The organism is Paenibacillus sp. 2TAF8 (genome assembly GCF_052114825.1).
GTDB lineage: Bacteria > Bacillota > Bacilli > Paenibacillales > Paenibacillaceae > Paenibacillus.
The window spans coordinates 51,999-66,537 of record NZ_JBFRFN010000018.1; the positions used below are offsets into that span (position 1 = coordinate 51,999).

10 protein-coding genes are annotated in these 14,539 nt (G+C 45.6%); all 10 read right to left on the minus strand.

The genetic code is table 11. The annotated features are described in order from the left end of the window. Nucleotides 1–239 precede the first annotated feature (239 nt). The 10 genes from AB4Z30_RS22495 to AB4Z30_RS22540 all read right to left on the minus strand — a co-directional run bounded on the left by AB4Z30_RS22495 (nt 240) and on the right by AB4Z30_RS22540 (nt 14,536). A complete protein-coding gene (locus AB4Z30_RS22495; protein WP_441929692.1) occupies nt 240–2,312 on the minus strand; it encodes a beta-galactosidase in 2,073 nt (690 codons plus the stop codon). Between the two features lie 53 nt (nt 2,313–2,365). Then, nucleotides 2,366–3,451 carry a glycoside hydrolase family 53 protein gene (locus AB4Z30_RS22500; protein WP_441929693.1) on the minus strand — a complete coding sequence of 362 codons (1,086 nt, stop codon included), beginning with the start codon at nt 3,449–3,451 and terminating at the stop codon, nt 2,366–2,368. Nucleotides 3,452–3,483: 32 nt separating this feature from the next. Further along, the gene (locus AB4Z30_RS22505) at nt 3,484–4,362 is read right to left on the minus strand and encodes a carbohydrate ABC transporter permease (protein WP_441929694.1); all 879 of its coding nucleotides are present in this window, start codon (nt 4,360–4,362) and stop codon (nt 3,484–3,486) included. A 29-nt stretch (nt 4,363–4,391) separates the two neighbouring features. Continuing rightward, nucleotides 4,392–5,282 carry an ABC transporter permease gene (locus AB4Z30_RS22510; RefSeq protein ID WP_441929695.1) on the minus strand — a complete coding sequence of 297 codons (891 nt, stop codon included), beginning with the start codon at nt 5,280–5,282 and terminating at the stop codon, nt 4,392–4,394. Between the two features lie 282 nt (nt 5,283–5,564). Further along, nucleotides 5,565–7,256, minus strand: coding sequence for an extracellular solute-binding protein (locus tag AB4Z30_RS22515; protein WP_441929696.1), 1,692 nt, complete (start codon nt 7,254–7,256; stop codon nt 5,565–5,567). A gap of 124 nt (nt 7,257–7,380) precedes the next feature. After that, complete coding sequence (locus AB4Z30_RS22520) at nt 7,381–9,009, minus strand: response regulator transcription factor (protein WP_441929737.1); 1,629 nt, start codon at nt 9,007–9,009, stop codon at nt 7,381–7,383. A gap of 21 nt (nt 9,010–9,030) precedes the next feature. Next, nucleotides 9,031–10,791 carry a sensor histidine kinase gene (locus AB4Z30_RS22525; RefSeq protein ID WP_441929697.1) on the minus strand — a complete coding sequence of 587 codons (1,761 nt, stop codon included), beginning with the start codon at nt 10,789–10,791 and terminating at the stop codon, nt 9,031–9,033. Nucleotides 10,792–11,107: 316 nt separating this feature from the next. Further along, nucleotides 11,108–11,806: a hypothetical protein gene (locus AB4Z30_RS22530; protein ID WP_441929698.1), complete on the minus strand. Its 699-nt coding sequence runs from the start codon at nt 11,804–11,806 to the stop codon at nt 11,108–11,110. A gap of 162 nt (nt 11,807–11,968) precedes the next feature. Next, on the minus strand, nt 11,969–13,498 hold the full coding sequence (locus AB4Z30_RS22535) for an ABC transporter substrate-binding protein (protein WP_441929699.1): 1,530 nt from the start codon (nt 13,496–13,498) through the stop codon (nt 11,969–11,971). A gap of 129 nt (nt 13,499–13,627) precedes the next feature. Then, nucleotides 13,628–14,536, minus strand: a complete 909-nt coding sequence (locus tag AB4Z30_RS22540; protein ID WP_441929700.1) for a carbohydrate ABC transporter permease — start codon at nt 14,534–14,536, stop codon at nt 13,628–13,630. Nucleotides 14,537–14,539 lie beyond the last annotated feature (3 nt).

Sequence of the window (14,539 nt, forward strand, 5' to 3'; positions counted from 1 at the left end):
TACGTGTTTGTCTTCGCTACGTGGACACGATTATCCTTTATCTTGTCCAAAAAAAGCCCTGAAGTCCCACATAAGGCAAAATAAAAAGGATTGTCCTGGCACCTGTTTAAAGGCCCAAGACAATCCAGTTTGTTGTCTCTCTATGTGTAACATTCGTTTGTTCTTCGGATCATCAGAAGTATTCTAAACAACCTATTTTCAAAGAACGCCAGCGCCCTATTCATATCTCTATTCTGAACCTACTTGCGATTCGCCGCTCTGCGCAATACACGAATATCGTACGGTTGTAAGTCAAGACTTGCTTCAACCGTTTCTCCGCTAAGTACATCTGTATACGACTGACTATCCAACTGAACCTGTTTTTCGTGCTCGGTGTAATTCTGAACGAATACATAATCGGAATCACCGTCAGTACGTACATGTGCAGTAGTTCCTGCAGCCAAGTCTGATTTAAGTCCACGTTCCAGATCCAGATCTGCAATCAACTTCCCATAAAAGTCATCATAGAACGGCGCTTTCATTCGAGCAGCCATGTAATAAGCTTTTCCTTGACCGAGCTCGTTCACGGTCAAAGCCGGACGTCCTGCATAGAAATCAGAACGATACACGGCAAGTGACTTTGCACTCTCCAGATGAATCAGGTCGCACAGTTCAATTGCATCATACTCTGAAGTGAGTCCCAGCTCATTACCCTGCGCCGGAATAATTCCGTTGAGTTCACGATCATGCAATCCGTCGATTTCTTCAGACCAGATGCCGAGCGTTTTCCGCAGTGGGCCAGGGAATCCACCCAGGAAACACAGATCGTTCTCGTTCACAATGCCAGACCAGTAGGTTGCCACAAATGTGCCGCCCTGTTCTACAAACTTCTCGATCCGTTCGCCTACTCCTTCACGAACGAGATAGAGCATCGGCGCCACCAGCACTTTATACTTGGAAAAATCAGCTTCCATGTCGATGACATCCACTGCCACACCCTTTTTCCAGAACGCTTCGTAGTGAGCTTCTACTGTCTGCTCGTATTTCACCCCGATGTTGCGCGGCCCCTGTGAGTCGTTCACGGCCCAGCGGTTCTCCCAATCGAAAATAATCGCAACTTCAGCCGGAACCGTAGTCCCCACAATATCCTCCATGCTTTGCAGTGCAGTACCTACATCGGTCACATCCTGAAACACACGGGTGTGCTCAGTTCCCACATGGTCTACTACCGCACCGTGCAGCTTCTCGCTTGAACCACGGCTTTTTCTCCATTGAAAATACTGTACACTATCTGATCCATGAGCTACCGCCTGCAAAGAAGACAACAGGTGCATGCCAGGACGTTTCAATTTACTTACATCCTGCCAGTTTGTAGAACTTGGTGTGCTCTCCATCAGCAGGAATGGCTGTCCACCTTTGATCGAACGTACAATATCATGCATCATCGCAATCCGGGACGCCTGTTTCGCATCGTCCTCTGCATCATGCCATGTCGGATAGCTGTCCCAGGAGAGGAAATCAAGAATATCCGCGAACTTCCAATAGTTCAAGCCTCCATAAAACTCCATCAGATTTGTCGTTACTGGCAGATTCGGATTTTTGGCCTTGAGTGGTTCTGTCTCATGTACGATGAAATCCGCTGTCTGATCGGTCACGAAACGACGCCAGTCCAGGTTCATCGCATGAACCTGTGTTTCACCATGGGGTGCCGGAGATTCAACTTGACTCCAATCCGTCACCGTATGACTCCAGAACGTTGTCCACCATGAGTGATTCAACTCATCCAGTGTTTTGTACTTGTTTTGAACCCAGCCGCGGAAGGCTTCCTGACAATAATCACAATGACAGTCTCCACCGAACTCATTGGAGATATGCCATCCGATGACAGCTGGATGATCCGAGTAACGCTCTGCCAGCTTGCTGTTCATCGCCGTTACTTTTTCACGGTAAACTGGAGAGGTGTAACAGTGGTTATGGCGGAAACCATGCAGGTTACGAACCCGATTCTCCGATACACGCAACACTTCAGGATATTTCGCCGACATCCAGGCCGGTCTGGCCCCGCTTGGTGTTGCCAAGAATGCATAAATCCCATTCGCCGCAAAGCGATCGAGCACCTGATCCAGCCATTCAAACGTATAGACGCCTTCTTCTGGCTCTAGGGATACCCAAGAAAAAATACCGATAGACATCACATTACATTTCGCCAGTTTCATCAACCGAATATCTTCTTCAAGCACCTCTGGATAACGAAGCCATTGCTCCGGGTTATAATCAGCACCGTGTAGCATGTGTGGGGCTTTGGAACTTACGGGTGGAAATTTGTATGTCATTATGAAAACTCCCTTGCTGTTGAATTACGGTTATTTTGCTTTTGCATGCCTTCTTAAACGAGGGTTGTGGCATTCATTTCTTGCCCTGCAGTTAACGCCTTGAATGATTCGAGCTTGCGACCTTTAAAATCAAACATCGTCAGATTTCCCCAGTTATTCGGGTGTCCTACAGACCACTCTTCTTTGCTAGGAATCCAGGCAGGCTCCCAATAATAGAATCCATGGCCCAGGCCCCCGGGAACTTCACGAATAATCTGTAACATATCCTTCAAATATCGGGTTTGCCCTTCTACCGTTGCAGGATATCCGGGTAGCAGCATGTCTTCCTGATTCATAATCCACTCTATGCCTTCTGGCTGTTCCAACGTCCATGGATATGCCGTTTCAACCACGTTGATCGGTTTCCCATAGCGCTTGGCCAGATCATTCAGGTTATCACGCAAGGCGTCCAGTGTTCCATGCCACCAAGGATAATAGGACAGACCGATAACGTCAAATTCTACACCTAACGCCTCAAAACGATCATAGAATTTACGGCTTTCGGCATTATCTCCACCGCGGTCAATATGAATCATGATTTGGATAGAAGGGTCAACGGATTTAACGGCTGCAATGCCATACTTCACAAGCCCTGCAAAACGTTGCCACTGTTCGTCTGTATCATGTTCTTCACCACCGACACGTCCATCATCCCATAACATGCCTGGTGTAATTTCATTACCAATTTGAACCATATCCGGCAAGGCGTCGTGTTCCTTCAATGTACGGAGCACATCCGCTGTATACGTACACACAGCTAGTTTGAGTTGCTCGTAAGGCAAGTGCTCCCACGCTTTCGGTTTCCACTGATTGGCCGGATCAGCCCAGCGGTCTGAGTAATGGAAATCGAGCAGGAACTGTAAGCCCTGTGCCTTGATTCGTTTCGCTACTTCTACGGTGCGCTCCAGATTACAATATCCGCCGACGGGATCGTTCCAGATGCGAAGTCGTATAGCACTCACATCATTCATTTTGAGAATGGTCAGCAAATCTTCCTCCTTGCCGTGCTCATCCTGATATGTTCCCCCATGCTGTTCAATCTCGTCCATAAATGATACATCCATGCCAAGAATGAATGGTTGATTGGTTGATTGATTCAAAATATCAGCCTCCAGTAATTAGGGATTGTGGTTCAGCCTTTAACTGAGCCCAGTGTCATACCTTTTACAAAGAAACGTTGAAGGAATGGATATACAATAAGGATCGGCGCACTTCCAATAAAGATTTGGGCTGCACGTACGGTCGTTTGAGAGATCGTTTCCATTTCCTTCGGATTCATCGCCATCGTACTCATATCACGTTTGATAATGACCGTCTGCATGAAGGTTGCCAAGGGATAATCTTTCGCATTATTCATGTACAAGAGACCGTCAAACCAGGAATTCCAGTGGAACACCATGCTGAACAATGCAATGGTTGCGATGGAAGGCATGGAGATGGGCAGGAAGATACTGAACAAGGTTCTGAAATGATTCGCACCGTCAATCAGCGCTGCCTCCTCCAATTCTTTCGGAATACCGCGGAAGAAGTTCAGCATCAGGATGACCAAGAACGTGTTGACTGCACCTGGAAGTACCAGCACCCAGAAAGAATCCATCAGGCCAATCTTCTGAATAACCATGTAGAACGGAACCAGACCACCGTTGAAAATCATGCTGAATACGAAAATCCATGAGTATACCGTTCTGCCTTTGAACTCACTATTTTCCTTGGACAGCGGATATGCCGCCAAGAAGGTTATCAGCAGTGTAATGCCTGTACCAATGACAGTACGCAACAGTGAAATCCAGAGCGAGTTCAGGAAGATTGGATTATTCATTGTTTTTTTATAGGCTTCGAGGGAGAATCCTACCGGCCAGAGACTGACCAGATTTGCATCTGCTGCAGCCTTGTTACTAAACGATACTGCCAACACATGGATCATTGGCACAATACACATAATGGCAATCAGAATGAGAAAACTGATATTGATGACATTGAAAATGCGGTATGATGGTGATTTATGATACATCGTAGTCCCTTCCTTCTGTGTTCATTCGATTAGAATATGCGGTATCCGGCGTATTTTTTGGCCAGGCTGTAAGATACGAGGATCAGAACCATACTGATGACGGATTTGAACAATCCAATCGCGGTTGCAAAGCCCATCTCTCCATTTTCCAAAGCCGAGCGATATACGAATGTATCAATGATGTCTCCTGATTGATATACGAGCGGATTGTACAAGTTGAAAATCTGATCGAAACCTGCGTTGAGTACGTTACCCAGAGCCAAGGTTCCAACGACCATCAACATAGGTACAAGAGATGGAATCGTAATGTGAAGCGTTTGCTTCCAGCGGTTTGCTCCATCAATCTCTGCAGCTTCATACAACGCCGGGTTAATGCCAGCAAGAGCTGCTAGGAAAACAATCATGTTATAACCGAATTCCTTCCACACATCCGTCACAATGATTGTTGGTCGGAACAGACTGTTATCTCCAAGGAAGAAGTATGGCCCAAGCCCAAATGTACCAAGTACCCGGTTCACGAGCCCCCCCGTTGACAACAAATCAAGCAGAATCCCGCCCAGGATAACCCAGGACAAGAAGTGAGGTAAATATACCAACGTCTGGATCGTACGCTGAATCGCCATCTTGCGAACCTCATTCAACAGAATGGCGAACACGAACGGAACAAACAAGTTAAAAATCAGCTTGAGTACAGCGATGATCAGCGTATTCCAGATAACTTGCAAGCTGTCCTCTCGTTCAAATAAATATCTAAAATTATCAAGCCCGATCCAATCCGAGCCACTGATACCAAGCCATGGTTTGTAGTCCTGGAATGCCATAACGATTCCGCCCATAGGCACATAACTGAAAATAATCAGAAAGATGATGGCTGGCAGCAGCATTACGTGGAATGGCCAAGTTCGTTTTAAAGTTCTCATGATTGCTCCCCCTGTAATTCTTCCTACTCAAGTACTTCCTGAGTGGCTCTATAAGCAAATTATATCAACCTTCCAGCACCTCCAAACAGCGCATAAAAGCAATATAAATGGCACAAAAGCAACTACTTTGGACATGTACTGGAAAGAAGGACTCTTGGAGCGGTTAAGCCCTTGTTTTACGGGATTTTTCAACAATTACATTACGTCAAAAAACGAAAAAAACGCACAGACCTCTATCGTCTGTGCGTTACTTTTGGCTTTACATTTTCTGCGTAAAGCCGATTATTTTTTCACACCGTCATACCACTCGTTTACTTCTTGAGTGACCTGATCACCGCCACCGGATTTCCACGTTTGAACAAAGGTATCAAACGCATCGACCGGGCTCTTGCCATAGATGATCTCATTAAAGGTCTGGTTCTCGATTTTGTTGAGATAATCCAGTTTGGACTTCATTGTTTTGGTTGTAGGCCCTGTGAACATGTTTTTGAAAGAAATATCTTTCTGTTCAAGCAACACTTTCGCTGCGTTAGGTGTCTCTTTACCATAGTTTGCGGCAACATCTTTTTCCAACTTGGTTTCCGGCTCTTTGCCATCGGCCAGATTCATCAAGGCTTTCATCTGTGCATCCGGAATACGGGCACCATCACGCACGAGCAAATAACGTACTACGTTGACATGCCCGCCATCAATGTCTTCATACCGTTTTTGTTTCCCGTTCGCATCTAATTGATAGTCATAGCCTTCAAATAGACCGTTATCATATTCACTTCCCGGTTTCGGGTCTGCATAATTATCAAACAGATAATTTTGATACGTAAAGAATGCTTCCGGGTGAGCCATATCTTTCTTGATCAAAGTAACACCATTGACAAATGCTGTACCATGGCGCATCGCTTTGCCATCAGGACCACTTGGGATCTCGATTGGTTTCCAAACGGCACCTGGGACGTTTTTCACCGTATCGTTCAGTGGCCATCCACTCATCCAGTATGGACCCGGAATGATGCCGGCTGTACCTGCAACGGCCGGTTCTGCCGTTTTATTTTCATCCCACAGCGCTGCTTCCTGAGGAATGTAACCTTTCGTCAGCCATTCATTCAGCTTAGTCAAACCTTGTTTCATACCTGGGTTAATCGAACCATACTCCAGCTTGCCATCTGCACCCACATTCCATTGTTGCGGTAAGGTACCATATGCGCCAAAGATCCAGGATGGATCCCCCATCCATGTGTTCATGGATTTCTTGAAACCAATGCTCAGCGGTGTGACTTTGTCTGGAGCTAATCCATCCGGATTTTTATTTTTGAACGCTTCCATCACGGCTTCCAGCTCGTCAATGGTTTTTGGCGCTTTCATGTTCAGCTTGTCCAACCAGTCTTGACGAATCCAGAGCAGGTAGTCGTTGTTGTAAGCGTAGTCCAGTACGGGAATACCCATTCTTTTACCGTCACGGCTGTATTGATTCCATACGTTTGGATCTTGCTCCATTGCTTTTTTCCATGTGTCTGAAGCATATTTATCGAACAACGGTCCAACTTCCTGATACATACCCGAGTCAATCAAATCTTGAGCAACCAGATTGTCCGGTTGTCCGATCGTAACGATATCAGGCATTTCTTGACCAGAAGACATCGCCAAACGAAGTTTGGTTGCGAATGCACTGTTCGTATCGGTTACGGACCAAAGGGATTTGATATCAATACCGAATTTGTCCTTCGCCCATTTGGTAGCGACGTTATTTTCCATTGATTCGCCGTTTTTGAATTTCAGTTCCGGGTCAATGCCCCACGCTGTCGTAATCGTTACTGCCGGGTCATACTTTTCTTTGTATTCATTCTGAGCTCCCGTGGAGCTTGGTGCTGCACTCTCTTTGCTTTCATTGCCGCCCGAACATCCTGCAAGCACGACCGTCAGACACAGCGTTGTAGCGAGAAGCGACAAGAATCTCTTTTTCGTTGATTGCGCTCTCATGTTGTTCCCCCTTAAATCGTTTTGGTTACCCTTTCATTATAGGACGGGTCAGGTACATCAGCCTATGATACGAAATCAAGATTTCTGCACCTTTGCCAACCTATATGCTCGAATGATGTTGTATTTATGTCTGATCCCGGAATTCATTCGGTGTCAATCCATAATGTTTTTTGAACATTTTGCTGAAATATTGCGGATTTTGATACCCTAGTTCACTCGTGATCTCATATATTTTTTTGTTTGTGTTTTTGAGCAAATACAGTGCACGTTCCATACGCATACGAATCATATAATCGCCCAGACCCTCGCCTGTCTCTGCTTTATATATCTTCGAAAGGTATACTGGGTGTAAATAGACCTTATCTGCAATCATTTTTACGGAGAGGTCTTGCCCGGTGTCTCTTGTTACCAGTTCCTGTACCTGTTTGATGACATGTCTGCGACTTTGTGCACCCTCCTGATCGGACAGTTCCTCTTGCAGTTTCGCCAGCATGTCCATCGCCCACCGACGTAGCTTCTCTGGGGATTGGATCAACTGATGTGCCAGCAACAAATCAAACCCCGCATGATCGATCTCGTGTACCAAATGACCCTGTTTGTGGGCAATATACATAAAAGCATTAGTAACCGACAAGTACATCTCATACACATGCTCTCTGGACAGGCAAACCTGCTCCGCTGCATCAAAAACAGCATTCAATTTTGCAGCTGCCGCTTCCCACTGTTTGGTCTCCAGCAACTGAGGCAATACAGGCGGCTTGTACAACTCTTCTAGAGCTTGGGTTGCATCAGTTTCAGAACGTTTGTTCAAGTTGTTTTCCATATCCATATAGATGATTTTGTGTTCTTCCGGCCCCGATAGGATAAGTGAACCCAAACTTTTACGATAAACGTTGGTAAGATCCTGAAAAGGAAATGGCGGGGTCACAACTACGGACAACTCCCCTTGAAGGTAACGCACGACATGCTCACGGAAGGTCTCAACTGCATCTTGCATGTTAGTGCTCCCTAACCGGGATAGCTCTGGCAGTTCCCGGTTCTGGAGAAACATAACCAAACAATCATGAGGCCCGCGACTCAACCAGACATGGTACGTCTCTCCCAGTACTTCCTCAGCGATATTCCCCACAGCAAAATCCATCAGATCAAGCGACTGTTGATCCATGGTTGCAAAACGCCCAGCCAAGCGAATCAGCATCATCGCAGCAAGCTGCTCCGGCTCCATATGAAGCTCATATTGTTCTAACTGCTCACGCAAAGCTTTTGATGAAATGACTCGGCCGAGCAGCAAATCATGCATTAGATTCTCTCTTAAAATCTTGTAATCGGATTTACGGCTGTAGAGCAGACGATGATACTTGTCGAACTCATCCCATTCATCCCGAAGTGAGGTAATCGCCGCTGAGACTGAATTCATAAACTCATCATCGTTGACAGGCTTTAAAATATAATCTGTTGCCTGCAATTGAATTGCTTTTTTGGCATAGTCAAAGTCACTGTGCCCTGTCAGCAGAATACAGCGCACATGAGGCCAGCGCCGGTTTACTTCCGAAATCAGATCAAGGCCTGTCATACCCGGCATACGAATATCTGTAACGACGATATCAACTGCATTTTCCTCCATGATCTCCAGTGCTTCCTTGCCGGATGCCGCACGCAGCACTGTCGTGACTCCAAGTTCCCCCCAAGGAATCGTTAACTCCAAACTTTCCGTTACATACGTTTCATCATCAACAAGCAATATATCAATCAATGTAGTCACTCCCCCGTCCACTTATATTGAATCTTCGTCCTCCAGCAGAGGTTGTTGTTCCACTGGCCATGACAAGGTCACACGCACTCCCCCAAGCTCCGATGCTGAGAGCTCAATGCCGCCCTTCCCTCCATACCTGAGTTGAAGCCTCTGGTTCACATTCCATAACCCGCAACCCATCTCCTGATCCATCGTGCCTGCAAGTTTGATCAATAGCGCTTCGCGAGCTTCTTGTGTCATTCCTTGACCATCATCTTCAACAACTAGAAACATAGTGCCGTCACGTTGCTCACCAGACACTCGGATCTCGCCAGCCTCGGCATCCGCTTCAATACCATGGATAACGGCGTTTTCAACTAGAGGTTGTACGATTAGCGGCGGTACCTCGATCCGCAGCATATCTTCCGGCAAATGCAGCGTATAGTGGATGCGTTCCATACGCATACGTTGAATTTCCAGATAGTTGGTTACAAATTCAATCTCTTCTGATAACGGAACAACATCCCGTTCCTGTCTTGTTGTATACCTGTAGTACCTCGACAGATTATGAGACATGGCCACAACGGCATCGACACGCTTCAGCTTCGCCATACTCGTGATAAACGAGAAACAGTTATAGAAGAAATGCGGGTTAATCTGGGACTGAAGCTGCTTTAACCGGGCTTCCCGGACATGGATCTGCTCCAAGTATACGTGTTCAAACAGCTGCTGTATCTTTTCCACCATGGAATTAAAACGTTCGGACAAAAAGCTGAACTCATTACGACCTTTGGGCTCAATACGAACAGAGTAATCCTCTTGCTTCAATCGCTGAAAACCGCGAATCAGTTGCTTCACTGGCACTTGAACTTGCACATACAACAAATACGCAGCAATACAACTCATCAGTAGCAGACAGATCATCGCAGAATAAAACAGGAGATTCGACTGGTGAATCGGTTTCAAAATATCTGACAGTGGCATATAATCGACCAAATACCAGCCGGTTGTACTCGATTTCACAGAATTGACCATGTATGGTTCATTCCCGATGACAATCGTACGATTTTCCACGTCTTGCAGTGCATGGCTGGATAATTCCTCAATTAATTGATTGGTTAGCGTGTGGTCTGATGTCCGATTATAGATCACCCCTGTTCCTTCACGAAAATAGAACGGGTCATGTCTACCATCGCCTTTGAATTTATCGAGCATATCCCGGATATTGTCACTGTCAAATTCGAGCTTAATGATCGTTTCTGCATTCTCCGCAGGATTCTCGATGCCATAAGGAGATACGGTGATCCAGCTGAACTTGAAGCGATCATTTTCCCCATCTTTGATTTTGTGTACGTCCCAGCCGGAGATTATATTTTCTTTTAAAGCCTGCTTGTCGTAAGTACGAGCATCTCGCTCCGAGATCACCCTGCCGAGGGAGGGTGAGTACAGATACAATTTGGTTTCCCAGTTAGAGGAGCTTTCCTGAATACTCAACTTGTTCTGAATTCGCTTAACGAGATTGATTGCATCCAGATCAAAATAACGGCTCTCCGCAAAGATGCGCCGAAAACTCGCAATATCGGGGTCATGAATCAGCAAGTTGGGCCATGAGGATAACAACTCAATATTGGTATTGACCTGATTTTGGAAGAATTCAAGCTGATTGCTGTTCGAACGGTTAAGCTCTGCCCTTAGTACGGCTGTTGTTTTATGATTCGAATACCAGTACAGAAGCACAACGGGAATAAGCATGATCAGAATTAAAATGACCATCTTGGAAAACAAATTTGTCCGGTATGACATGGAAGTTTCATCTCGCTTCATCTAATTTTCTACTTAATATCGTGACATTAATTGTAGTCAAGTCCGCTGTAAATACAATCTATTTCTTGGACATGAAAATAAATAGATTACTCCATTATTTAGAGTAAGCGTTATGAACCCTATGGAAAAGGAGATAAAACCAATTTTTCAGCACTAAATTCAACTTTCCGCACACAAAAAAACCGGCGGTAAGCCGGCTTCGTTCGTATGGCAATGACTCCCCTCTACGTTTTACTTCTGTAAGTGATTCATTATATTGTTATGTACTTGAAACTAGAGTCTTGTATATTACGAACTAAGGAATGTCATCATCCAGAACACTATTTGTCCCGTCAACTGCCACATCTAGTACGATATCCTTCAAATTGCCCCTCACTTCGAGTGGACATTCTGCTACACCAGAGAATTCAAGTTTTCCAGTGAAGGTCTTCCTTGGCTCAATCTCTATTGGCATCGGCTCTAATCGAACCGACTTCAAGGAATTGGACAGCGGATCATCCTGATTATGATAACTTCCAGCCAAGTCAGGTTTAACTTTGGCAACAACCGCTGAGTTGCTGTAGTTTTTCAGCGTCAATTCACAGCTTGCCAAGGCTTGTCCATTGGATGACACATCATAGGTGCATGAACTGTCATTCTGGATATAAGATATGCTACTCATGCCCTTTGCTCCCCATTTCACTACGTACATTAACTTGTCTGTCATAAAAGAATAACTGAATATAACGACCAGAACAGCAATCCACAACGTTTTTGCCAAGAGTGGAAAATCACACACAATTTCCTTGCGTGTAAGATAATATCCACAAGCCAGCATGCCAAGTCCAAAGTACATCGTAATATGTACACCACTTAAATAAGATGTGGTATAAGGAGAAATGCCAAGGGATAACAACAACGAATCGCCTACTGAAAAACCGAGATGATGTTTAAAGGTAAAGATGATGGCAAACAGCAATAAAGCCCCTGAGAACACAAGCCTGGTTCTCGACACACAAACACCTCCTAATCAACCCCCTGATTATATCATATTTTTCCTATTTTTGATTAACAATCCAGACACAAAAAAGGAGTTATCGGTTTTTCACCGATAACGTCCCTTTTGTGTCCTGCCAGATGAAGTAAATTTGATGGACTACTTCGTCAGAACATTTTTTTACTTTTTAGCCAGGAATGCATCCAATTGCTCCTGTTTGGCCGCGATAATTTTATCAATACCTGCCGCTTTCAATTTTTCCAAGTACTTCGGAATCATCTCGTTCGGGTCAACAGCACCCGAAGTCATTCCCGGCTTAAATTGTTTGTTGACGTTATTTACAGCCGCAATTTCGTTTTTAACCGACTGGCTGTTAAACGTGAAACCAAGGGCAGGAGATTTTACGCCTTTCGCGTTAAACTCTTTGAACTTTTCCCATTTCTGTGGATCTTCGTTATCCCACAGATAGTTCAGGAACTGGTTACCCAGTTGCCATTGTGCACCTGGATTATAGGTACGACTGTTCGCATCTACGCCGTCAGGCAGCTTAATGATGTTATCTTGACCTTCTACTTTTACATAATGTTTGCCTTCAATACCGAAGTTGAGCAAGTTGTTAATTTCTTTGTCGGAGTGAAGTAAGTTAATCACTTGCATTGCTTTCTCCGGCTGTTCAGAAGAACGGGAGATTGCAAGCATCGCACCAGAGGCATCGCCAGTTGTAATCGTTGGACTTGTCATCTCAATTTGCGTGAGCGGATGTCCTACATACCCTTCTTCTTCCTTGTCTTTACCTGGCTTCATGCCATCCGTCCACATGAAGGCTTTTCCGGCTTTTGCCTGATCTTTCGGGAATACATTGGACGTTGCTGCGTCACTGTTGATGTAGCCTGCTTGGTACCATTTACGTGCAAGCTCGGCTGCTTCTTTGAACTCCGGTGTTTCCACCTCGTTCAGTACGGTAGTCTCACCTGCAGTCTTAGAGATTACGCCAGGTACCGATGCATCACCGAGGTAATCCCAATCCAGATTTTCCAATAGTCCGTTCCCATTCGTATTGGACATGTAGAACGGAGTAACAGACGGCTCGTTCTCTTTAATGGTTTTGAGCAGCGGTTCCAGATCAGCCCATGTTTTTACTGCGGTCAGATCCAATTTGTATTTATCAGCCAGATCCTTGCGTACCAGCACACCGCGTGTTGCCGCAAGTTCCTTGTTCGTTGGTACGCCATAGTTGACGCCATCCACCTGAGAACCTTCCAGGAAGGCTGGGTCCAGATTTTTCTTGATATCCTGACCATGTGCATCCAGCAGATCATTCAGCGGCAGGAATGCCCCCTTCGCCACGTTTACCGTGTAGTTCTGCCAAGCAGCAGTAAAAATAATGTCTGCTTTTTCCCCGGAGGAGATCATCAGGTTCAGCTTGTTATCCCACTGTCCCCAGTCCACCGCATTGATTTTAATCGTAGCTCCAATCTTCGGCTCCATCTTTTTATTGATTTCCGCTTCAACAAGAGCCACATCTTTCTGTGGTGTTCCCGGATAGAACAAGGAAACCTCATAAGGCTTTTCATTGCTAGTGTTCGGTGTACTGCCTTCAGCACCCGGTGTTGCAGTGTTCCCCTTGTCGGACGAACAGCCAGCAAGCACCAGTGCCAGCGCCATGGCCGCTGCCGTCATACGTGACCAACCTTTTAATGTTTGAACCAATTGAACCCCTCCTGTTCATATGATGGACCCTTCACCGTTTAGCCCCAATTCCTAATAAACGGTAAGCTATCTGTATATGCCCTTTCGTCTATCTTCGGTTGATCCTACTCACTCCCTAACCGGCCGGAGTTATCCTTTCACAGCACCTACCGTCAGACCTTTGATGAAGTAACGCTGGAAGAATGGATATGCCAGTACGATTGGACCTATACCAACGACAGCCATTGCCATTTGCAGCGTTTTGTTTGGCAGATTGAGAATCCCGCCCTGCGACGAAATCTGTGAAGAAACGTTGGAGTTGGTAGTTAAATATTGAATATCGAGCAGCGTTCGGTACATAAGGTACTGAAGGCTGATCGTCCGGTTATCCGAAATGAAAATCATACTAAGGTACCAGTCATTCCAGTAGTTCAGCGTACTGAACAGCGCAACGGTTGCCATAACAGGCAATGAAAGCGGCAGTACGATTCGCAAAAATGTTTTCAATTCACCTGCTCCGTCAATACGAGCCGATTCCAGAATGGATACCGGAATGGAGTTTGCAAAAAACGTACGCATGACAAGTACAAAGAATGGTGACAGGAGCAGTGGCAAGATCAAGGCAAGGATCGAGTTTTTCAAATCCAGCACGTTGACGTACACCAGATACCAGGGAACCAGCCCCCCGTTAAACAACATCGTGAAGAAGATGAAAAAGGCGAACCAGCCGCGGTACGGTAAATCTCTCCGTGATAACGGGTAAGCATATAGTGCAGTCAAAGCCACACTTGTAATCGTACCTACAACCGTAACAATGATAGAAATTCCGTAAGAGTGGATGATCTGATCCATATCTTTAAACAGGAATTCATAGGCTGTGAGGCTGAATTGCTCCGGTATGAGCTTGTAACCATGGGCGATAACCGTTGTCTCGTCCGAGAAAGAGATGGCGAAGACCAGTATGATCGGCACGATACAGGCAATGGCATAGAATAGAAACATGAAATGAATGACGGCTGCGGAACGCTTGGATACAGCTAATGGATCACGTGTTTTCACAAC